General features: G+C 68.3%; 25 protein-coding genes. 13 read left to right on the plus strand and 12 right to left on the minus strand.

Annotated elements, in window-relative coordinates; all coding sequences use genetic code 11:
• The first annotated feature begins 34 nt into the window (after positions 1 to 34).
• The 4 genes from ACFXKA_RS05455 to ACFXKA_RS05470 all read left to right on the plus strand — a co-directional run bounded on the left by ACFXKA_RS05455 (position 35) and on the right by ACFXKA_RS05470 (position 4,594).
• Positions 35 to 649 carry a TetR/AcrR family transcriptional regulator gene (locus tag ACFXKA_RS05455; protein ID WP_379426244.1) on the plus strand — a complete coding sequence of 205 codons (615 nt, stop codon included), beginning with the start codon at positions 35 to 37 and terminating at the stop codon, positions 647 to 649.
• 28 nt (positions 650 to 677) lie between these two features.
• A complete protein-coding gene (locus ACFXKA_RS05460) occupies positions 678 to 2,129 on the plus strand; it encodes a DUF222 domain-containing protein (protein ID WP_379426245.1) in 1,452 nt (483 codons plus the stop codon).
• Positions 2,130 to 2,522: 393 nt separating this feature from the next.
• Entirely contained in the window at positions 2,523 to 3,503 is a 981-nt protein-coding gene (locus tag ACFXKA_RS05465) for an erythromycin esterase family protein (protein WP_379426246.1), read from the plus strand.
• 44 nt (positions 3,504 to 3,547) lie between these two features.
• Positions 3,548 to 4,594 (plus strand): hypothetical protein, encoded by a 1,047-nt coding sequence (locus ACFXKA_RS05470; RefSeq protein ID WP_379426247.1) that lies wholly within the window; start codon positions 3,548 to 3,550, stop codon positions 4,592 to 4,594.
• A gap of 24 nt (positions 4,595 to 4,618) precedes the next feature.
• Here ACFXKA_RS05470 and ACFXKA_RS05475 read toward each other — a convergent pair whose 3' ends face one another.
• From ACFXKA_RS05475 to ACFXKA_RS05490, 4 genes are all read right to left on the minus strand, one after another.
• Complete coding sequence (locus ACFXKA_RS05475; protein WP_379426248.1) at positions 4,619 to 5,839, minus strand: bifunctional 3,4-dihydroxy-2-butanone-4-phosphate synthase/GTP cyclohydrolase II; 1,221 nt, start codon at positions 5,837 to 5,839, stop codon at positions 4,619 to 4,621.
• 223 nt (positions 5,840 to 6,062) lie between these two features.
• Positions 6,063 to 7,871, minus strand: a complete 1,809-nt coding sequence (locus ACFXKA_RS05480; RefSeq protein ID WP_379426249.1) for an MFS transporter — start codon at positions 7,869 to 7,871, stop codon at positions 6,063 to 6,065.
• Positions 7,872 to 7,954: 83 nt separating this feature from the next.
• On the minus strand, positions 7,955 to 8,593 hold the full coding sequence (locus tag ACFXKA_RS05485) for a PadR family transcriptional regulator (RefSeq protein WP_354834980.1): 639 nt from the start codon (positions 8,591 to 8,593) through the stop codon (positions 7,955 to 7,957).
• A 37-nt stretch (positions 8,594 to 8,630) separates the two neighbouring features.
• Positions 8,631 to 9,464, minus strand: coding sequence for an IclR family transcriptional regulator (locus ACFXKA_RS05490; protein ID WP_354834982.1), 834 nt, complete (start codon positions 9,462 to 9,464; stop codon positions 8,631 to 8,633).
• 234 nt (positions 9,465 to 9,698) lie between these two features.
• Between ACFXKA_RS05490 and ACFXKA_RS05495 the strand changes: the two genes are divergently transcribed.
• From ACFXKA_RS05495 to ACFXKA_RS05520, 6 genes are all read left to right on the plus strand, one after another.
• Positions 9,699 to 10,214, plus strand: a complete 516-nt coding sequence (locus ACFXKA_RS05495; RefSeq protein ID WP_354834984.1) for a flavin reductase family protein — start codon at positions 9,699 to 9,701, stop codon at positions 10,212 to 10,214.
• A 159-nt stretch (positions 10,215 to 10,373) separates the two neighbouring features.
• On the plus strand, positions 10,374 to 11,534 hold the full coding sequence (locus tag ACFXKA_RS05500) for a Rieske 2Fe-2S domain-containing protein (RefSeq protein WP_379426250.1): 1,161 nt from the start codon (positions 10,374 to 10,376) through the stop codon (positions 11,532 to 11,534).
• 11 nt (positions 11,535 to 11,545) lie between these two features.
• Entirely contained in the window at positions 11,546 to 11,791 is a 246-nt protein-coding gene (locus ACFXKA_RS05505; protein WP_379426251.1) for a hypothetical protein, read from the plus strand.
• A 132-nt stretch (positions 11,792 to 11,923) separates the two neighbouring features.
• Positions 11,924 to 13,006, plus strand: coding sequence for a 2Fe-2S iron-sulfur cluster-binding protein (locus ACFXKA_RS05510; RefSeq protein ID WP_379426252.1), 1,083 nt, complete (start codon positions 11,924 to 11,926; stop codon positions 13,004 to 13,006).
• A 28-nt stretch (positions 13,007 to 13,034) separates the two neighbouring features.
• Positions 13,035 to 13,913, plus strand: coding sequence for a VOC family protein (locus ACFXKA_RS05515; RefSeq protein WP_356997355.1), 879 nt, complete (start codon positions 13,035 to 13,037; stop codon positions 13,911 to 13,913).
• A 40-nt stretch (positions 13,914 to 13,953) separates the two neighbouring features.
• Entirely contained in the window at positions 13,954 to 14,985 is a 1,032-nt protein-coding gene (locus tag ACFXKA_RS05520; RefSeq protein ID WP_379426253.1) for a zinc-binding dehydrogenase, read from the plus strand.
• On the opposite strand, the gene ACFXKA_RS05525 is transcribed toward ACFXKA_RS05520, so the two are convergent.
• Positions 14,958 to 15,830 (minus strand): class I SAM-dependent methyltransferase, encoded by an 873-nt coding sequence (locus ACFXKA_RS05525; protein WP_379426254.1) that lies wholly within the window; start codon positions 15,828 to 15,830, stop codon positions 14,958 to 14,960. The two genes, ACFXKA_RS05520 and ACFXKA_RS05525, sit on opposite strands and share 28 nt — an antisense overlap.
• 144 nt (positions 15,831 to 15,974) lie before the next feature.
• Positions 15,975 to 17,699 (minus strand): nitroreductase family deazaflavin-dependent oxidoreductase, encoded by a 1,725-nt coding sequence (locus tag ACFXKA_RS05530; protein ID WP_379426255.1) that lies wholly within the window; start codon positions 17,697 to 17,699, stop codon positions 15,975 to 15,977.
• 115 nt (positions 17,700 to 17,814) lie between these two features.
• On the opposite strand from ACFXKA_RS05530, the gene ACFXKA_RS05535 reads away from it, so the two are divergent.
• A complete protein-coding gene (locus ACFXKA_RS05535) occupies positions 17,815 to 18,393 on the plus strand; it encodes a TetR/AcrR family transcriptional regulator (protein ID WP_379426256.1) in 579 nt (192 codons plus the stop codon).
• Between the two features lie 3 nt (positions 18,394 to 18,396).
• Here ACFXKA_RS05535 and ACFXKA_RS05540 read toward each other — a convergent pair whose 3' ends face one another.
• From ACFXKA_RS05540 to ACFXKA_RS05565, 6 genes are all read right to left on the minus strand, one after another.
• Positions 18,397 to 19,143 carry a short-chain dehydrogenase/reductase gene (locus ACFXKA_RS05540; RefSeq protein ID WP_379426257.1) on the minus strand — a complete coding sequence of 249 codons (747 nt, stop codon included), beginning with the start codon at positions 19,141 to 19,143 and terminating at the stop codon, positions 18,397 to 18,399.
• Between the two features lie 130 nt (positions 19,144 to 19,273).
• The gene (locus ACFXKA_RS05545) at positions 19,274 to 20,140 is read right to left on the minus strand and encodes an SDR family NAD(P)-dependent oxidoreductase (protein WP_379426258.1); all 867 of its coding nucleotides are present in this window, start codon (positions 20,138 to 20,140) and stop codon (positions 19,274 to 19,276) included.
• A gap of 128 nt (positions 20,141 to 20,268) precedes the next feature.
• On the minus strand, positions 20,269 to 20,799 hold the full coding sequence (locus ACFXKA_RS05550; RefSeq protein WP_354835006.1) for a PadR family transcriptional regulator: 531 nt from the start codon (positions 20,797 to 20,799) through the stop codon (positions 20,269 to 20,271).
• A 32-nt stretch (positions 20,800 to 20,831) separates the two neighbouring features.
• A complete protein-coding gene (locus ACFXKA_RS05555; protein WP_379426259.1) occupies positions 20,832 to 21,710 on the minus strand; it encodes a ribokinase in 879 nt (292 codons plus the stop codon).
• A gap of 24 nt (positions 21,711 to 21,734) precedes the next feature.
• A complete protein-coding gene (locus ACFXKA_RS05560) occupies positions 21,735 to 22,073 on the minus strand; it encodes a GNAT family N-acetyltransferase (RefSeq protein WP_379426260.1) in 339 nt (112 codons plus the stop codon).
• Positions 22,070 to 23,590, minus strand: a complete 1,521-nt coding sequence (locus tag ACFXKA_RS05565; protein WP_379426261.1) for an MFS transporter — start codon at positions 23,588 to 23,590, stop codon at positions 22,070 to 22,072. The genes ACFXKA_RS05560 and ACFXKA_RS05565 overlap by 4 nt, the downstream gene beginning before the upstream one ends.
• 60 nt (positions 23,591 to 23,650) lie before the next feature.
• Here ACFXKA_RS05565 and ACFXKA_RS05570 point away from each other — a divergent pair, with 60 nt between their 5' ends.
• Together ACFXKA_RS05570 and ACFXKA_RS05575 are read left to right on the plus strand one after the other, a co-directional pair.
• Positions 23,651 to 24,919: a glutamate-5-semialdehyde dehydrogenase gene (locus ACFXKA_RS05570; RefSeq protein WP_379426262.1), complete on the plus strand. Its 1,269-nt coding sequence runs from the start codon at positions 23,651 to 23,653 to the stop codon at positions 24,917 to 24,919.
• 26 nt (positions 24,920 to 24,945) lie between these two features.
• Positions 24,946 to 25,830, plus strand: coding sequence for a MoxR family ATPase (locus ACFXKA_RS05575; RefSeq protein ID WP_354835016.1), 885 nt, complete (start codon positions 24,946 to 24,948; stop codon positions 25,828 to 25,830).
• Positions 25,831 to 25,878 lie beyond the last annotated feature (48 nt).

Genomic DNA, 25,878 nt, shown 5'->3' on the forward strand with positions numbered 1-25,878 from the left:
ACACGCTCTAGTGCGTTTGCTCTAGTCTGGACGGGTGAGCGAGAAGCTGTCAACCACCACCCGGGATCGGCTGGTCACCGCCGTCGCCGAACTCATGCGCGTCCAGGGCTACAGCGCGATCACCGTCAAGCAGATCACCTCGGCGTCGGGCGCCCCGATGGGTTCGCTCTACCACCACTTCCCCGCCGGAAAGTCGGCCATCGCCGCCGAGGCCCTCCGCGTCTCGGGCGCCGCCTACATCCAGCTGCTGCCACTCCTGATGGACGCCCACGACGACCTCCGCGAAGCCGTCCCGGCCGCCTTCACCGCCGCCGCGGAAACCATCGAGCAGGCCGGCTGGATGAACATGTGCCCGGTCGGCACCGTGGCCGGGGAAGTCGCCGACAGCGAACCCGGAATCCGCGACGTGGCAGCGGAAGTCATGAACTCCTGGATCGACGAGGGCACAGGCTATTTCATTCGCCGTGGCCTGGAAGCGGCCGACGCCCGGGAACTGATGATCGCGATTCTCGGTGCGCTGGAAGGAGCTTTCATTCTCAGTCGGACCCTGCGATCGACAGAACCGCTTTTGGCCGCCGGCAAAACAATGGGTGCCCGTGTCTCGGAAATTGTGAAAAGGCAAGGGATGCTGGACATTTCGGGTTCCTAGCATGCCCATTCGGCGGTAAAATCAATGCATGAATTCGACGGGGGTGACACTCAACGCATGCGGCATCGCCGAATTGGCGACCGCCGTCGAGACGCTGTCGAATTCCGTCCTGCACGGCAACCTGAACCCGTTCTCCGACAGTGATGTCGTGGAGTTGATGCAGCGCCTGGAAACCTGCAAACGCCAACTGTCGGCCCTGGATTCACGCCTGATCATCGAAGCCTGCAACCGCTCCCTGCCCGAAAGCAGCGGGGCAAAAGATGTGGTGCCGTTCCTGCGGCAGACCTTGGGCCTGTCGAGGTACGACGCGTCGGTGCGAGTGAAGATCACCCGCCAGTGCGGGGAATTCTTCGAACCCACCGGACACCTGCGCCCGGCGACGTTGGCTTCGACCGCCGAAGCCTTTGAAGCAGGCCAGATCTCGCGTGATCACGTCCGCAACATCATCGACGTCATGAACCACCTGCCCGCCGACATCCCCGCCGAGACGCGCGCGGAAGCCGAGGACATCCTGGTCGGCCACTCCCGCGTCGGGTGGCCCGATGACCTGCCCAAGATCGGTCGCGACATCCTCGCCCGCGTCGACCCCGACGGCAAGGTCGTCTCCGACACCGACCGTCGCCGCCGCCGCGGCCTGATCCTGGGTCGTCCCGGGGTGGATGGGATGTCGTGGATCGAGGGCTGGATCACTCCCGAGCTGCGTGCCCTGCTCGATGCCGTCTTCGCGAAGCTCACGCGTCCGGGTATGTGCAACATCGACGACCCCGACAGCGTTGCCGCCACGGTCAGGGTCGTCGATTCCAAGGTCCTCGAGGCAGCCGCGCGTCGTGACCGCCGTGATGGCGGTCAGCGCACCCACGACGCGTTGTTCGCGCTGCTGCAGCCCGGCGTCGACCCCGCCAAGCTGGGTTCGCACCGGGGCCTGCCGGTGCAGGCCATCCTGACCATGAACCTCGCCGACCTCGAGCGTGGAGCCGGGGTCGCGACCACCGCCTCCGGCGGCCACGTGAGCATCAACGAGGCGTTGAAGCTGGCCGAGGGGACCCGCCCGGTGTTGGCGGTCCTCGACGCCGACGGGCTGCCGCTGTACCTGGGCCGCTGCCAACGCCTGGCCACCCCCGCCCAACGCCTGGCATTGATCGCCCGCGACAAGGGCTGCACCCGACCAGGATGCGACGCACCCGCGAGCATGTGCGCGGTCCACCACATCACCGACTGGGCCACAGGCGGGCCGACCGACCTGACCAACCTGACCCTGGCCTGCGATCACTGCCACGCACTGGTCAACGACAGTCCCGACGGCTGGAAAACCGTTGTCATGGGCACAGATTCCCCCTATCGGGGCCGGACCGGGTGGCTTGCCCCGAAACGCCTTGACCCCACCGGCATTCCTCGCGTGAACGACAGACATCACGTCGGGCAGCAGGTCGCCGCTGCCATCGAATCCAGTTGCCAGAAGTGGGGTTCACGGGCAGCGTGATTCCGGGGGCGCAAGCCATCACGTGGCGACCCCAACCCCGTGAGCTGAAGGAATACCTCCTGCAGCAACCCCACATGCGGCTTCAAAGGTGAGGGGGCTGGAAGGTGCAGGCGCGAACGTGGGCCCGGCCACCTCCCTTCTCCAGGCATCTTTGGTCTTTTGTCCTTTGGTTTTTGGGTTCTGTCCTTTCGGGCTTGACCTGAACCTTGGTCGAGGTTGGAGAGTGGGGTCATGCCGACCGAAACCACACTCAGCGCAGCCCCTTTCGATGCCACTACGATCGACACCCTTGCGCAGTCGCTGTCAGCCGCGACTGTGGTCGGGATCGGGGAATCGACGCGGTTCGCTCAGGAGACGTTTGCGCTTCGGGACGAGTTGTTCCGGAATCTGGTTGTGCATCACGGATTTCGAACACTTGCTGTCCAGGACAGTGCCGATGTCGGCGAGACGCTGGATGCCTACGTGCGGGAGGGCAGGGGGACGGCGGTATCGGCTCTCGAACTGGCCTGGCGTCCCTGGCGTACCGCGGAGATGGCTGCGGCACTGACCTGGATTCGTGAGTTCAACGAGGCCCATCCCGGCGATGAAGTGCGCGTCGTCGGCGTCAAGCCGGCCCAGGCCAAGCCGGAGGATTACGACGCCGTGCTCGCTGCGGTCCGAATCCAGGCCCCGGATCGTGTGGCCGATCTCGCTGCCCATCTGGAGCCCATCCGCACCGCCCACACGCTGGACGAGCACGTCCAACGTGCCCGAGGCGTCCACCCGGGCCGCCCGTTTCTCGACCACGCTTGCGACGCCTCGACACTCCTCGCCTCGATCCCGGGCATCAGCGAAACCGTCCGGGCCCGAATGGCTCTGATCGAGGACTTCCACCGCCACAGCGTCGCGGGCCGCGGCAGCTACGCGGGTGAAGCCGAACTGTGGGCCTCCTCGATCATCGGCCATTACCAGCGCACTGGGCTGCGGACCGTGTACTGGGACGGCATATCGCATGTCTCCGCCGATGACGCGGCCCTGGGTCTGGCCGGGGACCAGGTCGCCAAATCCAGTGTCGGCAGCGTTCTCCGTGAGTATTTCGGCCGCGACTATGCCCCGGTGGCCATCGGCTTCCACCACGGCGATGTCGGTGTGGCCGAGATCCCCGCCCCCGCACCGGATTTCCTGGACGCGGCGCTGGGTGCGATGGGCCTTCCGAAACTCTGGCTGGACATGCGCACCGCCCCGATCGCGGCTCCCGCCAAGATGCGCGTGATCAGCGGCGTCTACGATCCGGTCCGGGATGCGGACGAGCACTTGGCGATTCGCAACCTGTCGAAGGCCTTCGACATTCTCGTCCACATCCGGGAGGTGACCCCGGTCCACTGGCTGCCGTGAATCCCACGGCCATCCGATGCGTCCCCGTCACATACGCTGCCGCGGTGAGCGAAGACCTGACTGAAGACGTCCGGCATCCGACGGAAGAGCAACGGCGGCAACGCGATGCGGAGGCCAACCAGTGGTGGGAGCGGAACTACGGACGCCGCGTGGAACTCGGTAGCTTCGGTCAGGCCATGTCGGTATTGCTGGCCGCCGAACTCGATACGTGGTCCCGGACCGAGATCGACGGCGTCTACGCGAAATTGGGGTGGGAATCGACCGGCGACGCAGCCGCGCTGACTGCGGAAGGCGCGGCACTCGTCGCGGTCGAGACCCCGCGCTCGATCACGGCGCCGGGCTTCGGATACGGGGAGATCAAACAGCTTCTGCTGTCGTACCCCTGTTCGCCCGCGCTCGTCGATCACGTGTTCACGACCGCACTGGCCGAGTGCATCGGCGTCCTCGGCGATCCGGATCTGGTGGGCGGCCCTGGCGCTCTGGCGATCTGGCTGCGCCCCGGCGACATCGTGACGCTGGGCCGATCGATCCGCCCGATCGAGGTGAGCCTGCGAATCGAGCCGCGCGAGCCGCGGACGGTCGAGCGCGAATTCGATTGGGAATACGACGAAGACCACCGGCCCGCCGAGTGCTGGCTGGCATGGCCGGACGAGTCGCGCCGCACCGAGGTCGGCGCCCTCGGCTACAAGGAGCCCGACGCACCGACCCTCGACGAACTCGACGACCACATCGACCGGTTGTTCCTCTCCCTGGCGGTGGATCTCCCGGTCCTGCATCCCCTGGTGCCGCACGCGATCTGGGTTCTCACCCTGGCCGACGAGCCGGAGTGGGTGGCGCAGGGCTTTTTCGCCTCCAACGCCCAGTCCCGCCTGGAGGTGCGTGAAGACGGCGGGGTGCGCGGCCGGATGTTCAACCACGGCGTCGCCTCGGCGCGGCAGATCGCGGCGGAGACGAAGGCGGCCATCCGCCGGTCGGGCGCGAAATATCCGTCGGACCTACGGTTTCAGGCGTGGCTGTCGCCCTCGAAGCCCGGGTTGCAGGCCTTCCGGCTCGGATTGCAGTGGGACGAGCGGGAGCCGGAGGACACCTGACGCCCGCGCTACCCCGGGATACGGCTACCCGACCGCGGGGATATGGGGGAGCTGGTGGCTCATCCGATCGCGCTTGGTCGCGAGGTAGTGCACATTGTGCTCGGTCGGCTGGGTCTGCAGGGGGATCCGCGCGTGCACCGCGATGCCATTGGCCTGCAAGCCCGACTGCTTCGCGGGGTTGTTGCTCAGCAGGCGCACCGATCGCACACCCAGATCGGCGAGGATGCGGGCGGCGGCGCCGTAGTCGCGCGCGTCGATGGGCAGGCCCAGCCGGACGTTCGCGTCCACGGTGTCCGCACCCGCGTCCTGGAGTTCGTAGGCGCGGAGCTTGTTGAGCAGGCCGATGCCCCGGCCCTCCTGGCCACGCAGGTAGACGATGACGCCGCGCCCGGCCGCGGCGACGGCCTCCAGGGCGGCGTCGAGTTGCTCGCCGCAGTCGCAGCGCAGCGAGCCGAAGGCGTCGCCGGTGAGGCATTCGGAATGCACTCGGGCGAGCGTGTTCTCGCCCGACGGGTCGCCGTGGACGAGGGCGAGATGTTCCGCGCCGGTGTGGGCGTCGGAGTAGCCGTAGACGCGGAAGTCGCCGAAGCGGGTGGGCAGCCGCGTCTCGACCTCGCGAACGATGCCGTGCTCCAGCTGTTTCCGATGTGCGATCAGGTCGGCGATGGAGACCAGCGGGATACCCCATTCCCGCGCCATGACCAGCAGCTCGGGCAGCCGCGCCATGCTGCCGTCGTCATTGACGACCTCGGCGATGACACCGGCCGGACGCAGCCCGGCCAGCCGCATCAGATCGACGGCGGCCTCGGTGTGGCCCGGACGGCCCAGCACGCCACGGGGATTCGCGCGCAGCGGGAACACGTGCCCGGGCCGGGAGAGCTGGGCCGCGGTGGTGCGCGGGTCGGCCAGCAGGCGCATGGTGTGCGCGCGGTCGGCGGCCGAAATGCCGGTGCTGACACCGGAAACGGCGTCCACCGAGACCGTGTAGGCGGTGCCCTTGGGATCCTCGTTGATCGATGTCATCGGCGGCAGCTGGAGGCGGTCGCAGTCCTCGCCGGCCATCGGCACGCAGAGCACCCCGCTGGTGTGCCGCACCAGGAACGCGATGTTCTCCGCGGTCGCGTGCTCGGCGGCCAGGATCAGATCGCCTTCGTTCTCGCGGTTCTCGTCGTCCACGACCAGCACCATGCCGCCGCGGGCCACCGCCGCCACCGCGGCTGCGATCGAGTCGAGTTCACCGGTCATCGTCGACCACCTCCTCCGGCCGCACAGGCTGGCGACCTATTTCCAATCGAAATATGACGAGTGCGGAACGACGAGGTGAGGTCCCGCTCAGCGGTCAGGAAAGTGCGGTCAGTGCACGCCTCGGGCCATGGTGGTGACGGAGTTTTCCAGTACGCCACAACGGCCCGGAGGCGAATCGCCTCCGGGCCGTTGTTCATTCGGTTGTCAGTGCCTCACACGAATGTCAGTGCGCGGCACCACCGGTGGCCGGGGTCCGGCCGTGCTTCATGACGAGCGCTCCGATCAGTGCCACCGCGGCCGAGATGGCCACGAAGTAGAAGCTGATCTCGTAGCCCTTGTCGGCGTAGAGCAGCGGAATGTCCTTGACGACCGGCGCCTGGCCCGCCACCGACACCACTGCCTTGACCGGATTCGCGGTCAGGAACGCGGTGGCCACCGCGAGGCCGATACCGGCGCCCATGGCCTGCATGACGCCCAGCATGCCCGCACTGATGCCCTGCTGTTCCGCCGGAACGCCTTCCACTATGAGGTTCGGCGTGGACGCGTAGTACAGCGCGAACGCGATGCCGTACACCGCGCTGATCAGCGCCTGCGTCTGCCAGCCGTGCGAGAGCGCCGCATAGGCCAGGCCGCTGCCGACGAAGATGACCAGTGCCGTCACCAGTGGCCACCGGGCGCCCGAGCGCCGGATCCACAGGCCGCCCAGGAAGCCGAAGATCATGGCGATCAACGATTGTGCGAGGGTCACGTGGGTGGCGTACTTCAGCAGCGAGAAGTTGTCGCCGTAGCTGTAGCCCGGCTGCAGATCCACCTTGACCATGTCCGGCGGCAAGTGCTGGTACACCATCTCCGGCGGCACCTGCGCGTTCACGACCTCCGGTGTCACCTGCGCGTTCACCGTGTCCGTCAGCTTCTTGACCACATCCGGCGGCAGGTCCATGCCCGGCGGCAGCGCCGCCTTGGCCTGTGCCTCGGCCGCGGCGAGCCCCTGTGCTCGCGCCTGAGTGAGAGCCTGTGCCTGTGCCTGGGCCAGGGCACCGGCCTTCACCTGATCCCAGGTGGCGTCCTTGACCTGCGCCACGACCTGATCGGACGGCGGCGACTGGGTCATGTAGCCGGTCGCGTAGGACTGGTAGCCGATCATGAACGAGGCCAGCAGACCGATGAACAGCACCACGCTGACGCGCGGGTTGAACAGCAGCTTCATGTCCATGATCGGTTGCTTGGCACGCATTTCCACGATCGGGAACAGGGCGAGCAGCACCAGGCCGCCGATCAGCCACGCCAGCGTGGAGGGCTTGGTCCAGCCCCAGTCCTGGCCCTTGTCCAGGTACAGCAGGGTGAGGGTGGCGCCCGCGCCGAGCAGCACAGCGCCGATGATGTCCAGGCGCTGCGGGGTGCGCAGCTTCGACTCCGGCACCACGATGATCAGCAGCGGAATCATGATCACGGTGAAGACGAACAGGAACCAGAACAGTCCGCGCCAGCTGTAGTGATCGGTGATGTAGCCGCCGATCAGCGGACCGGCGAGGGCGGACACGCCCAGACCCGTGGAGGCGATGCCGAGGCCGACGGGAACCAGCCTGCGCGGCATCAGGTCCCGGATCAGCCCGTAGGACACCACGGTCGTCGCGATGGCCGTCGCCTCCAGCGCGCGGCCCACGAGGAACGCCGCCCAGTTGCTGGTGATGGCGCACAAGGCCGTGCCGATGAGGAACAGCACACCGCAGACCAGGAACATCTTCTTCTTGCCCCAGATGTCGCTGAGCTTGCCGATCAGCGGGGACACGGCGGCACCGAAGATGCCGAAGACGATGATGGCCCAGTTGATGTTCGCGCCCTGCTCGGGGAAGGTGGGCGCGATCTGTCGCAGTGCCGACGCGACCATGACGTACTGCATCGGGGAGACCTCGGTGAACAGCACGATGACCGCGAGGACCGACCAGATCCTCAGATTGGAGGCGCCGTCGAGGCGCCCGGATTCGTCAGGCGCGGGACTCGGTGGCACCGCGGTGTCGACGGAGGTGGACATGAGGCGTCCTCCATGGGGTGGGTAGTAACACGATCGTGTGAACCGTGTCACGGCCACTGGGCGCCGACTATCACCAAGTCCGTTCAGTGGGAATCGCTGGAATTCTGCTTCTTCGCAGGCTTCCGGCGGCTACGCTGTCTCGCCAATTTGTCCAAATCCGCCAGCAAGTCCTCGGCGAATTCCTTTTCGGCCTCGTAATGCTTGACGCACCAGCGCAATACCGCGCTGGGATATGCCCAATCCGGATTCACATCCGCGCCCTCGGCGTCCGCCTGTGCGCGCCGCCGCATGGTCTCGGTGTATTCGATGTGCTGGGTGAGGATCTCGCGCATGCGCTCCGGCTCGGCCAGGTGCCCCAGCCAGGCCCGCAGCATCACGCTGTGCTTGAGGACAGGGGCCTCGACGGGGGAGTGGTTGACCCAGTTCGACGCCGCTTCCCGCCCGCTCTCGGTAATCGCGTACATGCGTTTGCCGCGCATGCCGTCCTCGGACACCACGGTCCGGGAGATCGCGTAGCCGTGCTTTTCCAAACGCTTGAGCTCGGCGTAGATCTGGCTGAACGACGGACTCCAATAGAAGAACTGCAGACTCCAGTCGGCCCATTTCTTCAGGTCGTATCCGGACAGTTCTTCGGCGTGCGAGAGCATTCCGAGAACCGCCCACGCCGTTGTGGGAAGTTCCGGAATCGCCTGCGTCTCTTCGGCAGGCACGCCATCGGTCATGATCGAACTGTATCGCCCCCGCATGCCCTGGCTCCGCTCAACGCCAGTGGGCGCGACGCGGGAACAGGGTGCGGCCGGCCTCGTGCGCGACCTCGAGCACGACGCGGGCCAGCCGGTCGTAGCTCATGCCGTCGGCGCGCCCGGACAGCGACAGCGCGGCGGGCGCCGTGCCGCGGCCCCGCAGCGGTGCTGCGACACAGGCGATTCCGGCGACGGCCTCCTCGCGGTCGATGGCCACGCCCTGCCGCATGCGGATCTGCTGCAGCTCGCGCGAGAGCGCCTCGGGCTCGCAGATGGTGCGCGGGGTCAGGCGCGGCAGCCGGGTGCGCAGCGCGGCCTCGGCGATGTTCGGCTCCAGGCAGGCGAGCATGGCCTTGCCGAGCGCGGTGGCGTGCGCGGGCATCCGGCCGCCCAGGCGGGTGGGCAGGCTGGCGGCGAAGCGGCCGCCGGCCTTGTCCAGGTAGACCACGTCGCGGCCGTCGAGGACGGCCAGGTGTCCGACCATGCCGGTGCGCTGGCTCAGCTCGTGCAGCAGCGGGGACACGGCATCACGAATCTCGTTGTGGTCGGCGGTGAGTCCGCCGAGCTCGAGTGCGCGCATGCCCAGCCGGTAGCCGCCCGAGGTGTGGGCCAGCCAGCGCAGCTTGATCATCTGGTCGAGGATCCGGTGCACGGTGGACCGCGGCAGCCCGGTGCGCTCGACCAGGCCGAGCAGCGTGAGGGTGGGGGTGGATGCGTCGAATGCGTCCAGGATCAAGGTCATCCGCTCGATCATCGAGACGGGAACTTCGGCGCTGGCGCGAGATTCCTTGGCGCGCATGGGATTGTGTGGGTGTCGAGTCTCCGCCGGGGGCAGCATGGTGACGGACATATGTACCTCCGTTGGTTCATATCCAGTCTAGGACTATTCCGATTAGGCATGTACCTAGTTCGGAGCTTGTGCTACCCATCACAGTGCCTCGTGCCACAACCTGCGGAATCGGGAGAACTACGTAAAACCTACGCATCCGTGTCCCGATCACCGAACCACGGAGTTGACGCCTCCTGCGCGCGACCTGCTGTCATGACTGCTAGCTATATTTCGGATCGAAATAAGGAGGCGCCGGTGCTTACTGGTGTCAATGTGCCCGGCGGCCGGACACCGGCCATCGACGCGACGGCATTCAAGACCGTTCTCGGCAGGTTCTGCTCGGGAGTCACCGTGATCACCGCCCTTGCCGAGGACGAACCCCTCGGCTTCGCGTGCCAGTCGTTCGCATCGCTGTCCATCGACCCGCCGCTGGTGAGCTTCTTCCCGGCGCGGACCTCGAGCACCTGGCCGAGGATCCGTGAGGTGGGCCGGTTCTGCGTGAACATCTTGGCCGACGATCAGGCCGAGATCTGCCGTCAGCTCGGGCGGCCGGGCGCCGACAAGTTCGCGGGCGTGGAGTGGACCGCCTCGGCGAACGGCTCGCCCCTGCTCGCCGGGGCCATGGCCTCCATCGACTGCGAGCTGTACGACGAAGCCGACGGCGGCGACCACACCATCGTCATCGGCCGCGTGACCTGTTTGAATGAGCATTCCGAGGCGAAGCCGCTGCTGTTCTACCGCGCGGCGTTCGGTCGCCTCGACACGCAGTAGGCACGGTCGTCCCGAGCATCAGTGGGCGTAGTCGTCGCGGCCATCGGCCGGCGCGGTCGTCTCGTCCATCAGTAGTCACAGCCCGGCCAGTGAGACTGCGCTGTCGTCGCCGTCACATCGGCCGCAACCATCGAAGCAAGGCAAGGGAGAGGAATTCACATGACCACCATGGACGGTGAGGTGCGGGTCATCGACGCGGGCAAGCCGCCGGCGCGATTCGCGCGCGGCTGGCACTGCCTGGGCCTGGCCGACTCCTTCCGCGATGGAAAGCCGCACACCGTCAAGGCTTTCGGCACCGAGATCGTGGTGTTCGCGGCCGAGGACGGCACCCTCAACGTGCTCAACGCGTACTGCCCCCACATGGGCGGCAACCTGGCCGACGGCACCGTCAAGGGCGACTCCATCGCCTGCCCGTTCCACGACTGGCGCTGGAACGGCAAGGGCAAGTGCACCGGCATCCCGTACGCGCGCCGCGTGCCTCCGCTGGCCCGCACCAAGGCGTGGCCGACCATGGTCGAGAACAAGATGCTGTTCGTCTGGAACGATCCGGAGGGCAAGCAGCCGCCGGCCGAGCTGGCGATCCCGCGCATCGACGCCGCCTTCGACGACGAGTGGACCGACTGGACCTGGAACTCGATGATCGTCGACGCCAACTGCCGCGAGGTCGTCGACAATGTCGTGGACATGGCGCACTTCTTCTACGTGCACTACGGCTTCCCGACCTTCTTCAAGAACGTCTTCGAGGGCCACACCGCCAGCCAGTACATGACCTCCGTGTCGCGTGAGGACATGATGGGCGAGACCGCGAAGGCGCTGGGCGGCAAGAACGTCCTGCAGTCGGAGGCCTCCTACTACGGGCCCTCCTACATGATCGACTACCTCAAGAGCGAGAGCCCGAACGGCCTGGTCGTCGAGGGTTATCTGATCAACTGCCACTACCCGATCGACGAGAACCAGTTCGTGCTCATGTACGGCGCGATCGCCAAGAAGCCGGAGGGCGTGCCCGCCGCGCAGGCGCAGGAGATCGCCGAGAAGTTCGTGGGCGGTCTGGGCAAGGGCTTCGAGCAGGACGCGGCCATCTGGAAGCGCAAGTCGCGCATCAACAATCCGCTGCTGTGCGAGGAGGACGGGCCGGTCTACCAGCTGCGTCGCTGGTACGAGCAGTTCTACGTGGACACGGCCGAGGTCAAGGACGAGATGACCGACCGCTTCGAGTACGAGGTGGACACCACCCGCGCGGTCACCGCGTGGGAGGCCGAGGTCGCCGACAATATCGCCAAGCGCGAAGCCGCCGTCACCGGCGCAGTGGCGCAGGGCTGAGAGACGCTGCCATGGACAAGGTTTCGTGCCGGTCCTGCGGGACCTGTGTGCTGGTGGAGAAATACAGCGACCAGCACACCAGCGTGCAGTGGAACAGGGACGCGCAGGCCGCCTGCACGGAACTCGCGGACACCGGACTGCGAGCTCACACGTGCCCGGCGCTGCGGGCCGGCATCGACGAGGCCGTCGCCTCGGGTGCGTTGACCGTCAGCACGCGTGACGTGGACGTGCGCACTCGCGGGCGAACTCTGGCCTGAGTGGAGTCGCCGGCTGCGGTCGGCGGCCTCCGGGTGGGCCTCCCGACATCGTCGGCGGTCGGCCCCGAGTAGCGGATACCCCTCCGGGACGGGGTCGAAACTGACAGCACAGGAATGGAACTGGTGGAACGGATGACGGTCACGGACTTCGAGGTGGACGCGGCTGTGGAAGCCGCTCAGGTGAGCGGGATCACATCGGTGCGGATCGTGCGGGTGGTGCGCGAGACGGCCGACGCGGTGTCGCTCGAGCTGGCGCCGGACGCCGCGCACGCCGACCGGTTCTCGTATCGTCCGGGACAGTTCCTGACCCTGCGCATCCCGAGCGATCTCACCGGGTCGGTGAGCCGCTGCTACTCGCTGTCGAGCGCTCCGCACGAGGGCGGTCCGCTGAAGGTCACCGTGAAGCGGACCGTCGACGGCTACGGCTCGAACTGGCTGTGCGACAACGCCACCGAGGGCCTGACCCTGGATGTGCTGCCGCCCGCCGGCATCTTCACCCCGGACTCGCTGGACACCGACCTGCTGCTGTTCGCCGGCGGCAGCGGCGTCACGCCGGTGCTGTCCATCCTGAAATCCGTGCTGGCGCAGGGCTCCGGCCACTGCACGCTGATTTACGCCAACCAGCACGAGAATTCGGTTATCTTCGCCGAGGAGCTCGCGGAACTGGCTGCCGCGCACCCGGATCGACTCCTGGTGCTGCACTGGCTGCAGTCGGTGCAGGGCTTGCCGAGCGTGGCCGGTCTGGCCGCGATGGCGCGTCCATGGGCGGGCCGGGAGGTTTTCGTCTGCGGTCCCGGTCCGTTCATGGACGCGGTCGCGGCGGCCATGGCCGAGCTCGGCGCGGACCGCAAGCGCGTCCACTCGGAGAAGTTCGTCTCGCTGTCCGGCAACCCGTTCGAGATCGACACGGCCGCAACCGAGGTGGTGGCCGACGACGGTGACGCCGCCCTCGCGCGGGTCGAGCTCGACGGCGAGAACCACGAGCTGACCTGGCCGCGGCAGCAGACCCTGCTCGACACCATGCTCGCCAAGGGCCTGGACGCCCCGTACTCGTGCAAGGAGGGCGCGTGCAGCGCCTGCGTGTGCCGGGTGGTCTCCGGCGAGGTGAGCATGCGCCGCAATGAAATCCTGGAGGAGGAGGACATCGCCGACGGCTATGTGCTCGCCTGCCAGGCCGTTCCGGTCACCGACGACGTCACCGTCACCTATTCCTGATATCCCGAATCTCCCGAGGAGTATCACCATGGCTGCCTTCGCCTCGCTCGGCTACGTGCGCGCCCAGATCGCCGATGTGGACGCCTGGCGCGCATTCGCCTTCGACACCATCGGTTTCGCCGAGGGCTCCGGCCCGAACGCCGATTCGGTGTACCTGCGCGTCGACGAGCACACCTACCGGCTCGAGCTGGTGCCCGGCGACCGGGACGCGGTCATCGCCGTCGGCTGGCAGGTCGCCGACCGTCGCTCGCTGGAGCTGGTGCGCGAGATCCTGGAGAAGGCCGGCGTCGCGGTCACCGCGCTGACGCTCGCCGAGGCCGCCAACCGGCACGTCGAGGAGGCCATCGCCTTCGTCGATCCGTCCGGGTTCACCATCGAGGTCTTCCACGGCCCGCTGCTGGACCACAGCCCGGTGGTCGGCAAATTCGGCAACCGGTTCGTCACCGGGGACCTGGGTCTGGGCCACGTGGTGCTGCCGGTGCGCGATATCGAGGAGGCGCGCAAGTTCTACACCGAGGTGCTGGGCTTCGCCTCCCGCGGCTCGTTCCGGGTGGGCCCGCCCGAGCATCCGATCTGGATCCGCTTCATGGGCGTCAATGCCCGCCATCACAGCCTGGCGCTCATCCCGGGCTCGCGCCCGGACGGCCCGGGCATCGTGCACGTGATGGTCGAGGTGGACTCACTCGACGATGTGGGCCGCGCCCTGGACCGCGTGAACAAGGCGGGCTACCACCTGTCCTCCACGCTGGGCCGCCACACCAACGACAAGATGATCTCCTTCTACGTCCGCACGCCGGGCAACTGGGATCTCGAATTCGGTTGCGAGGGCATGCTCGTCGGCGACGACTACGTCGCCGAGGAGATGACCGCCGACAGCTACTGGGGCCACGAGTGGGCTAGGGGCTGACCCACCCGCACCCGCGCTCCCGGCACGGAAGGACAGTGACATGCGTGCGGTAGTCATGCGGAATCGTAAACTCGTGGTCGACGAGGTGCCCGAACCGGTCCCCGGACCCGGGCAGGTGCTGGTCGAGACGATCGCCTGCGGGATCTGCGGATCCGACAAGCAGGCGCTCGACCACACCGACGATTTCCTGCAGGCCTCGCGCGACAGCGGCGTGCCGACCTTCCTGTTCGATCCGCACCGGGACCTGGTGCTGGGCCACGAGCTGGCCGCCCGGGTCATCGGCGCCGGACCGGACACGCCGTTCGTGGCGGGGCAGCACGTGGTCGCGCTGCCCTGGGCGCTGGACGCCGCGGGCGGGATCCACGGAGTCGGATACTCCAACGAGTTCCCGGGCGGCTTCGGCGAGCGCATGGTGTTGCAGGCCATGGCGCTCGAGCCCATTCCCGATCATGTGCCGCCGCATGTCGCCGCCCTGACCGAGCCGCTGGCGGTCGGGTTCGGCAATGTGGCGCGCACCGGCATCGGACCGGACGGGACCGGGATCGTGATCGGTTGCGGGCCGGTCGGTCTGGGTGCGGTGGCCGCGCTGGCCGAGCGCGGCGTCGCACCCATCGTGGCCTCGGATCCGTCGCAGCTGCGCCGGGAGGCCGCGCTGCGGCTGGGCGCGCACCGGGTGGTGGATCCGGCCGTCGAGGATCCGGTCGAGGTGTGGCGGGAGCTGTCCGCGCCGGGGCAGAAGCTGCACGTGTGGGTGTGCGCCTCGGTGCCGGGACTGCTCAACGACCTCATGTTCAAGGTCCCGCGCGAGACGGCGATCCTGCAGATCGGCGCGGTCATGACCGACGACGTCATCCGGCCCATCGTCGGCATCTACAAGGACATCTCGCTCCAGATGTGCATGGTGTACCCGCACGAGGAGTACGCGAAGACCCTGCGCCGCATCGCCGATGGCACCGTGGACGCCGCCTCGCTCATCACCGATCAGGTAGGGCTGGACGGGGTCGCGGGCGCCATCGAGTCACTGCGCAATCCCGACGATCACATTCAGATCCTGGTCCGCCCCGGAATGTGAGCGCGCACCAGCCGGCAGAAGTCGACCGGGTGCAGGCCGTCCGCGCGCTGCCAGAGGGCGGCGTCGACGGCGGTGTGCTGCGAAATGTGTTCGGCCACAGTGAATCCGTGCCGATCGAGCAGCGCTGTCACGGACTCGGGTGAGAAGAAGCTGAGCAGCGGCTCACCCTGTTCGGCGGTGGCGGCGAGCGCGAATTCGGCGAAGACACGGCCGGATTCGTCGCGCAGCTCCGGTAACAGCGCGTACTCCATTACCAATTCGGTGCCGGGCGCCCAGCCCGACAGCGTGTCCAGGGTGGCGCCGATCGCCGATTCGGTCAGATACATGGTGACGCCCAGCCAGCTCACCAGGGCGGGCCGATTCGGGTCGAAGCCGTGCGCGGTCAATTCCGCGGCCAGGTCGTCCCGTTCGAAATCCACACCGGCGAATTCGACCGTGGCGTCGCCGATTCCGGCGGCGGCGAGCAATTCCCGCTTCCACGCCTGGGTGGCGGGATGGTCCACCTCGTAGACCGCGAGCCGCCCCGCCAGGGGCGAGCGGTAGGCGAAGGTGTCCAGGCCCGCGCCGAGGATCACGTACTGCTCGAACCCACCGGCCGCCAGCCGGGCCTCGGTGTAGTGGCTCCGTGCGCTGACCTGGGCCCTGGTGCCGCTGAGCACCGGGTGATCGCCGGACTCCCGGTGATAGGAGATGAGTTCGGCGGCCCGCTCGCCCAGCAGCGTCTCGGCCACGGTGTCCTGGAACAGATGCGGTGGGCGATCCACGATCAGATGCGCGGCGCGACCGGCCGCCGCTATCATCGCGGTCCGGCTCGGGCCCCTGTTGTCCGTCGAGCCGTTGTCCATCGAATTCTCCCTCCACGTTAGGATGTGCGGCAGCCCATTATCGGAAATCGCTACTGCGAGATCCGATGGTAGACAGGAGAATTCGATTTCGCTTTCACCATATCACACGGAAATAAATTTCCGATTACGGTGAATGCCGTCGGACTATCGATCGGTGAATGTGATCCGGACCGTCACCGGATCGCTCTCCAGCGCCGCGAAGAAGCCGCGGCTGAACGGGGCCAGCGCCGGATGCGGGGCGAAGGTGCGGGCGCGGGCCACCACGTCGTCGTCGGGGAGCAGCGCAGCGGTGCCGGTGCGCCAGTTATCACCCTGGCGGACACGGACATTCGGGTTGGCCGTGAGGTTCAGGCCCCAGCCCGACCGCAGGCCGTGCTGGCAGATGGCCCACGCGCCCTCATCGTCGAACAGCAGCGACACCGGCACGCGGCGCGGCTGCCCGGACTTGCGGCCGACGGTTTCGATCTCGCTGGCGAAGGCAGTGCGGATGCCGATCCGGTCCAGGGCGCGGACGGCCGGGTTCATCACATAGCGGCCCATGGCGCGCTCGGCGCGGAACTTGCGGGCCGCCCGGTCGGCGGCGGTACGCGGGGCGGTGGATCGCTTGCTGCGGAAGGCATCGAAGCCGTTGCGGCGCAGCATGGTCACCGCCGTCAGCCAGGGCGAGCGGTCCGGATCGGGATCCTTGCCCGCGCCGAGCCGGTGCAGCTGATCGGTGTGCCACTGCAGGTCGAGCGCGCCGTCGAAGGACTTCAGGCCGCCATTGGCGGCCAGACGCGGGGGCAGGCCCAGCGAGATGTGCGGCGGGTGCAGCGCGTCGGTCCGCTCGGTGAGCAGATCGGCTGCGGCGCTGGGGATCACGGCCGCGGGGCGGCCCAGGCCGACCAGGTCGCAGGTGCCGCCGGCCAGTGCGTCGGACATGGCGGCGCGGGAGCGGAAACCGCCGGTCACCGCGATCGGGACCGAGCCCGCGGCCTGCCGGGCGGTCTCGGCGTAGTCCAGGAAGTACGCCTCGCGGGCGCGGGTGCTGGCCGAGGCCGTGCGCGGCCGGCCCATCATGGCGGGGGATTCGTAACTGCCGCCGCTGATTTCGAACAGGTCCACCTGCTCGCCGGACAGCTCCTCGATGACCGTGCGCGACTCGTCCTCGGTGAAGCCGCCGCGCTGGAAGTCGGCCGAATTGAGTTTGATGCCCAGCCCGAAGCCCGGGCTCACCGCCGCGCGGATGCTGCGCGCCACCTCGACCACGAACTGCCGCCGTCGCTCGGCGTCGCCGCCCCAGGCGTCGGTGCGCTGATTCGACAGCGGGGACAGAAACTGCGAGACCAGGTAGCCGTGCGCGCCGTGGATCTGGACGCCGTCGAATCCGGCGGCCTCGGCGATCCGGGCGGCGCGGCCGAAGCGGGCGATGATGTCGAGGATCTCGTCCTCGGTCAGCTCGCGCGGTGCGGGCACGCCGGGGATGCCCATGGCAATGGCCGAGGGTGCGACCGCGCGGGTGCGGGTGACGATCGGATTGGCCTGCCGTCCGGGATGATTCAGCTGCACCCAGACCTTGGCGCCGCCGTCCTTGGCGACCTTGGCCCAGCGGGTGAGGGCCTCCAGGTGCCGCTCGTCCTCGATGGCCACATTGCCGGGTTCGCCGCAGTGGCGGCGGTCCACCATGACATTGCCGGTGACGATGAGTCCGTAGCCGCCGCGGCTCCAGCGGCCGTACAGTCGTTCCAGCCGCGCGTCGGGGGCATTGTCGCCGTTGGCCAGCCCTTCGCTCAGGGCGGATTTCATGATCCGATTGGATAGCACCTGACCGCTGGCCAGCGGCAGGGGATCGTGCAGGGTCGACTGTCGCGCGGTGGATGCTGACGGCATGGTGTGGCCCCGATTCCTCGTCGAAGAGTTGAGCGGCGGACTACACTGGGTAGACCAATCGGTATATTGGAAAACGGTAGTACACCGATCGGTATAGAGCAAGGAGGAATCGTCCATGGGTGCCCGCGACCGCCTCATCGACAGCGCCATCGCCCTGATGCGGTGCAATGGCATCGCCGGGACCGGCATCGCGCAGCTGCTCGAGCACAGCGGCATCTCCCGCCGGTCGATCTACCTGAACTTCCCGGGCGGCAAATCCGAACTGGTCGCCGAGGCCACCCGGACCGCCGGACAGGCCACCAGCGCACTCATGCGAACCGTCACCGCCGGCACCGATCTGGCCGGCGCCATCGCCGCCTTCCCGGCCCTGTGGCGGGACGTGCTGGTTTCGAGCGACTTCACCGCGGGCTGCCCGATCGTGGCCGCGGCGCTCGGCCGCTCGGAATCGCCCGAGGCGGCCGACGTGGCGGGGGAGACCTTCGGCGAGTGGGAGGGCATCCTCGCCGACCGGCTCGAGGCCGAGGCCGTGGAACCCGCCATCGCCCGCTCCCTGGCGACCACCATCATCGCGGCGGTCGAGGGCGCGGTCATCATGTCGCTGGCGACCCGCTCGACCACACCCCTGGAACGGGCCGGCCAGCAGATGGCCGACCTGGTCGCCTTGCACACGGGCAGGACGACCTCGGTCGCCTGAGCCTCAGATCAGGCTCAGGCCGCCGTCGACGGTGACGATGGTGCCGGTGGTGTAGCCGGACCGATCCGAGGCGAGAAACGCTGCCATATCGGCGATTTCGCGCGGATGGGCCGGGCGGCCGAAGGGGAAGTCCGCCGCCATCTCGGCGAAACGGGCATTGGTCTCGATGAGTGTGGTGATGCGCGCGGTGGCCACCGGGCCCGGATTGATGCCGACCACCCGGATGCCGTCGCGCCAGCTGCGGCTGCCCAGCGCGCGGGTGAACGCCATGAGCGCCGCATTGCCGGTGCTGCCCGCGATGTACTCGGCATCGGGCCGCTCGCCCGCCGAACCGATGACGTTCACGATGACGCCGCCACCGCGCCGCGTCATGTCCGCGTAGACGCGGCGGCTCAGGTCGATGTAGCCGAAGACCTTGAGTTCCCATGCGTGCCGCCAGGTTTCGGCGTCGACCGCCGCCAGCGGTCCGGCCGGAATGTCGCCGGCATTGTTGACCAGGATGTCCGGCGCTCCGACCGCGTCCGCCAGCCCGGTGAGATCCTCGGCCGACCGCAGGTCCACCGGGTGGGAGCGCACCTGCACCCCGTGGTCGGCGCGCAGCCGCTCGGCAATCTCGTCCAGCCGCTCCTTGCTGCGGGCGGCCAGATGCAGATGGCAGCCCTCCGCGGCGAGTACCCGCGCGATCTCCGCGCCGATGCCCGCCGACGCGCCGGTCACGAGCGCCGTTCTGCCGCCCAGTCTCAAATCCATTGGCACATCTCCTGAATCTCGTGTCCGATGCCGATGTCAAACGGTGCGGACATTCGTCGGGTTCAACTTTTTGGTCGAATGTCCACGTTGATGGAAAAGGCGGATCGCCGCCATCTGTTCCCGGTGCCCACTACGCCGTCGCGGCGGTGGGCGTGATGCCCGACAGGCCGAGCACGCGCTGGAATACCCTGTCGCGCAGCCTTGCCGGGATATGGGACAGCAAGACCGCGAGTCGTGCATCGGATCCCGCTACATAGAACGCCTTCGGCTTGCGTGCCTCGACCACGCGGGTGATGACCGAAGCCGCCACCTCGACCGGCGCGTAGCGCTGGCCGGCCGCGGCCCGCTCGAAGGCGGTGAGCTGGCGCTCGTACAACCCGGCGATCTGCGGATCAGCCTGTGCCAGTGCGGCTTCGGCCGCAGCGGCGGACTTGGCGAAGATCTCCGTGCGCATGGCTCCGAGCTGCACGACCGATACCGGAATACGCCACGGGGTCAGTTCGACGCGCAGTGATTCCGAATACGACTCCAGCGCGGCCTTGCTCGCGCCGATGGGGCCGAGGAAGGGGAAAGCGACCCGGGCGCTGGCCGCGCTGATATTCACGATCCGGCCGCCGCCCTCCCGGAGCAGGGGCAGAAAGGTCTGGATGACGCGCACCGGACCGTGCACATTGACCTCGAATTGCCGGTGCCACTCGGGGATCGGCACCAGTTCGGTCGGACCCTGGACGAGTACGCCCGCATTGTTGATCAGGGCGTGCAGCCCCTGTCCGTCTTGGTGTTTCGCCACCTGTCCGGCGGCTTCCGCGACGCTCGCGGAATCGGTGACATCGAGTGTGAGCTGGGTGATGCCGGTGGCATCCAGGTCCGGTGTCGGGGTGCGGACCCCGGCGTAGACGTGGAATCCCTTGGCGGCCAGGGTCAGTGCGCAGGCGCGGCCGATGCCGCCGCCCGCGCCGGTGAGCAGGATCGCGCGTGCGTTGGTGGCTGTTGTCATGTGAAGCCTCGGATCGAATCGCGGTTGATACGCATACCCGGGTACATGAACAAGAGTACATGTCCCAAGGTACATGTCAATGGTCACGAGTATCCCGATCGATTCGAATCCCGGTGCGGCCTAGGTGTTTACCGATCCTCGTCGATCTCGTCGCGTGCCCATTCGGCCCATTCGGCCAGCGCCTCGTACAACCGGATGCCCGCCTCGACCGCGATCCGCTTGGACCTGTCGTGCGGATCGGTGCCGAACTCGCCGCGGTCCTTGGCCATGGCCAGCTCGCGGTACATGGCCGCGGTATCGCTGAAGAAACGCCCCTCGCGATCCAGGTGCTCGCCCAGATCCTTCGGCTCCATCAGCCAGAAGAAGAACGACCGCAGCAGCGGTTCCAATCGCAGGGTGTGATCGACCTCGTCCTCGACCAGCCACCGCCGCACCTCGGCCAGCCCGGCCTCGGTGATCCGGTACGCCTTGCGCCCCCGCGCCCCTTCGCTGTCCAGCTCGATCATTCCGGCCTCCGCCAGCCGTCCGAGCTCGGCATAGATCTTCGGATGCCGCGCCGGCCACACCGGCCCCAGCGCCTCCTGGAACCGCTGGGCCAGGTCGTACCCGCTGGCCGGCCCCTCCGCCAGCAACCCCAGCAACCCGTGCCGCAGCGACATGCCACACCCTTTCGTAGACCCTCACCACATCATCACACCCGGCTATCGCGCCCCGACTCCGCGAGCACGCGCTCGACCTCCGCCGACTCCGGAATCGAGGCACTGGCACCCAGTTTCGTCGTGGCCAGCGCCCCCGCGGTACAGGCCCAGGCCAGGGCGGTGTCGGGGCCTTCGTGCCAGTGGGCGGCCAGCGCCCCGGTGAAGGTGTCGCCCGCACCGGTGGTGTCCACGACCTGCACGCGAATCCCCCGATGGGAGAGCTCGACACCGTCGGGACCGCGATAGCTCGCCCCCGCGCCGCCCCGCGTTGTGATGACGTGCGGCACACCGGTGAGCGCGGAGGCCAGTCGAGCCGCCTCACCTTCATTGACGACCGCGACGTCGATCTCGGCCCACAACTCGTCCGGAAGCTCTTGCACCGGTGAGGGATTCAGCACCACCGTGGTGCCATGGGCCCGCGCCTGCCGGGCGGCCGCGAGCACCGTGGGAATCGGAATCTCCAACTGGCACATGAGCACATCCGCGGCGGCGATCGTATCCAGGTCCGCTGCAGTCAGTTCCGTCATCCGCCCGTTGGCCCCCGCCACCACGATGATGGTGTTCTCGCCATTCCGGTCCACCACGATCGTCGCGATCCCACTGGGCCCCTCGACCTCGCGCAGCCGTGAGACCCCAACCCCGGCCTCACGCAACACCTTCCGCAGCGCGTCGGCGAACACATCCCCGCCGACCGCCCCCACGAACTCGACCTCGGCCCCCGCCCGCCGCGCCGCGATCGCCTGATTCGACCCCTTCCCACCCGGAACCAGTGCGAACCCGTCTCCGGTCACCGTCTCCCCGGCCTCCGGCCGCCGCCCCACGGTCGTCACCAGATCCATATTGATGCTGCCCACCACCGCAATTCGCGCCATGGTCCGGACCGTAGTTCAGGCGGCTCAGCCGAGGGCGGATTCGACGATGGACGTGGCCTCCGGGGTGACGGGGTCGAGGATGTCGTCGAAGTCGTGGTGTTTTTCGACGTAGGCCTTGACGAAGGGGCAGATGGGGACGATGCGTTTGCCGCCGGCTCGGGTGGCGGTGAGGGCGGCGCCGATGAGTGTGGAGGCCAGGCCCTGACCGGCGAAGGCCTCGTCGATCTCGGTGTGGAAGAAGATGCGCTGGCGGCCTTGATCGACGTAGGCGGTCAGGCCGGCGCGGGTATCGCCGACCTTGATGGCGAAGTACTGGGGGACGGTGTCGGTGACCTGGGTGATGGTCGGCTCGGGCGCGGTCATGAGGGCTCGCTTTCGGTCGGGGCGGTGTGGTGGTCGGGTTCGAGGGGCGGGCTGGCGACGGCGGAGAAGGTGCGGCACTCCGGTTCACACGAGGCCGGGGCGGTGCGGAGGGCGTCGTCGCGGACGGTGAAGAAGGCCAGGGCGGCGGCCGCGATCATGAGGACGGCGCAGGTGAGGATGGCCAGATGGAAGCCGTGGGCGAAGTCGGGCGGATTGGTGTACGCCGCACCGGTGAGTCCGGCCAGGGGCGGAATGGCCGCCACGCCCAGCAGACCCGCGGCGCGGGCGACCGCATTGTTGACGCCGCTGGCCACGCCCGCATGGCGTTCGTCGGCGGTGGCGAGGACGGTCGCGGTCAGCGGCGCCACCGCCAGCGTCAGGCCGAAGCCGAAAACCAGTGCGGCGGGCAGGACATCGACCAGGTAGGAGGTGTGGATGCCGATGCGGGTCATCAGCAGCATGCCCGTCGCGGCGAGCAGTACACCGGCGGTGATCGGCCAGCGGGGTCCGATGCGCTGGGCCAGCGCGCCGGAGCGGGCCGAGAACAGCAGCATCAGAACGGTGACCGGCAGCATGGCCGTGCCCGCGGCGATCGGAGTGAATCCGGCCACCACCTGCAGGGTCAGCACCAGCAGGAAGAAGACCACGCTCATGGCGCCGTACATGACGAAGGTGACCACATTGATCGCGGTGAACTGCTTGGAGGCGAACACGGCGACGGGCAGCATGGCCGCGGGATCCTGGCCGTCGCGCGACCGCCGCCGCTCCACCACCACGAATCCCGTACCCGCGGCGACGCCCGCGATCGCGCTGCCCCACACCAGGATTCGACTCGTACCGTGCTCGGGCGCCATGGTCAGGGCGTAGGTGATCCCGGCCAGGCACAAGGCCGCCAGCACCGCGCCGAGCACGTCGAACCTCCCGTGCGCCTCGGCATCGCGGGTCTCGGGCACGTGCCGGGCCGTCACCGCCACCACCACCGCGGCCAGCGGGATATTGAGCAGGAACACCCACCGCCAGCCGGCCGCCTCCACCAGCCACCCGCCCAGGAAGGGCCCGATGGCTCCGGCCACGCCACCCAGCCCGGACCAGGCCCCGACCGCGCGCGCCCGCTCCTCGGGCCGGAAGGAGGCCTGAATGATGGCGAGTGAGCCGGGCGTCAGCAGCGCACCGCCCACGCCCTGCAGGGCCCGGGCCGCGATGAGCATCGAAACGTCTTGCGCCGCACCGCACAATGCGGAGGCGGTGGCGAACCACACCACCCCGATCAGGAACACCCGCCGCCGCCCGTAGCGGTCGCCCAGCGACCCGCCCAGCAGGATCAATCCGGCCAGCGTCAGCGTGTACGCGTTGACCGTCCACTGCAGTCCCGCCATCGATGCGCCGAACTCGTCACCGATCCGCGGGAGTGCCACATTCACGACGGTCGCGTCCAGCATGGCCATCCCCGAACCGAGGACGGTGGCCAGCAGAACCCATCGGCCGGTGCCCGAGGACAACCGGATGCTCGCGGTCATGCGCTCACGGTAACAACCTGCCCCCGACCGGCGGCAGATCGTCATCAGTAATCTGTCCTTATGACTGCTCCCACGACCACAGATCGGGACGCTGTCCGCGAGGTGGTGCACGACTCGGCGCGCCGGGCTCGGGTGGCGTCGCGGACGCTCGCTCAGCTCACCACCGCGCAGAAGGACGCCGCGCTGCACGCCGCGGCCGACGCGCTGCTCGCGGCCAAGGACGCGGTACTCGCCGCCAACGCCGAGGACATCGAGATCGCCCGGGCGGGCGGCACCGCCGAGTCGCTGCTGGATCGGCTGCGGCTGACCGAGGCCCGCGTCGACGGCATCGCCTCGGGGCTGCGGCAGGTGGCCGGGCTGCCGGATCCGGTCGGCGATGTGGTGCGCGGGTCGACGCTGCCCAACGGTCTCGAGATCCGCCAGGTGCGGGTGCCACTGGGCGTGGTGGGCATGGTGTACGAGGCGCGGCCGAATGTCACCGTCGACGCCTTCGGGCTGGCGCTGAAGTCGGGCAATGCGGCGCTGCTGCGCGGCTCGTCCTCGGCGGCGAAGTCCAATGCGGCATTGGTTCGGGTGCTGCGGGAAGCGCTTGCAGCGCAGGGGCTTCCGGCCGACGCGGTGCAGCTGCTCCCGGCGGAGGACCGCTCCAGCGTCACCCACCTGATCCAGGCACGCGGCCTGGTGGACGTGGTGATCCCGCGCGGCGGCGCGGGCCTGATCAATGCGGTGGTGCGCGACGCGCTGGTGCCGACCATCGAGACCGGCACCGGCAACTGCCACGTATTCGTCCACCGGGACGCCGATCTGGCGATGGCCGAGTCCATCCTGATCAACGCCAAGACCCGCCGGCCCTCGGTGTGCAACACCGCCGAGACGGTGCTGATCGACCGGGCCATCGCCGAGACCGCGGTGCCGCGCATGATCAAGGCCCTCGAGGACAAGGGCGTCACCATCCACGGCGATCTGCCGGGCCTGGTGCCCGCCACCGACACCGACTGGGCCGACGAATACCTGTCCCTGGACATCGCTTTGAAGGTCGTCGACGATCTCGACGCGGCCGTCGAGCACATCAACGAGTGGGGCACCGGCCACACCGAGGCCATCGTGACCGCCGACCTGAAGGCCGCCCGCGAGTTCACCGCTCGCGTCGACGCCGCCGCCGTCATGGTCAACGCCTCGACCGCCTTCACCGACGGCGAGCAGTTCGGATTCGGCGCGGAGATCGGCATTTCGACCCAGAAGCTGCACGCCCGCGGACCCATGGGCCTGCCCGAACTAACCTCCACCAAGTGGATTGTGTGGGGCGACGGGCAGATTCGCCCCGTCTAGCACCCGCTGGATACGAAAGGACCGCCGTGGCTCCCACCACCGCACCCAACCAGGAGCCGATCTTCTCGTCGGTCGACGATGTGATCGAGCGGCTGGCCCGCACCGGCTACCTGGCCGACAAGGCCACCGCCACTTCGGTTTTCCTCGCCGACCGGCTCGGCAAGCCGCTGCTCATCGAGGGGCCGGCCGGTGTCGGCAAGACCGAGCTGTCCAAGGCCGTCGCGCAGGTCGCGGGTGCGGAACTGGTGCGGCTGCAGTGCTATGAGGGCGTGGACGAGGCGCGGGCGCTCTACGAGTGGAACCACGCCAAGCAGATCCTGCGCATCCAGGCGTCCTCGGAGAACGACTGGGCCGAAACCAAGGCCGACGTCTTCACCGACGAGTTCCTGCTGGAACGCCCGCTGCTCACCGCCATCCGGCGCGACGAGCCGACCGTGCTGCTCATCGACGAGACCGACAAGGCCGACGTCGAGATCGAGGGCCTGCTGCTCGAGGTGCTGAGCGACTTCTCGGTCACCGTGCCGGAACTGGGCACCATCAGCGCGACCCGCAAGCCGTTCGTGGTGCTCACCTCCAACGCCACCCGCGAGCTGTCCGAGGCGCTCAAGCGGCGCTGCCTCTACCTGCACATCGACTTCCCGGACGAGGAGCTCGAGCGCCGCATCCTGGCCAGCCGGGTGCCGGAGCTGAAGCCCGCGGTGGCGGCGCAGCTGGTGCGGATCGTGCACGTGCTGCGCGGCATGCAGCTCAAGAAGCTGCCGTCGGTCGCGGAGTCCATCGACTGGGCGCGCACGCTCCTGGCCTTGGGCGCAAAGGATCTCGACGACAAGACCGTGCGGGCCACGCTCGGAGTGGTGCTGAAGCACCAGGCCGATCACGTGCGTGCGCAGTCCGAGCTGAAGCTGGCCTGATCGTGGGCGGGGCTTCGGAGCCCTCGAAGGGCAAGGAGAACTCGCCGC

The sequence above is a fragment of the Nocardia sp. NPDC059228 genome (genome assembly GCF_042754245.1).
In the GTDB taxonomy this organism is placed as follows: domain Bacteria; phylum Actinomycetota; class Actinomycetes; order Mycobacteriales; family Mycobacteriaceae; genus Nocardia.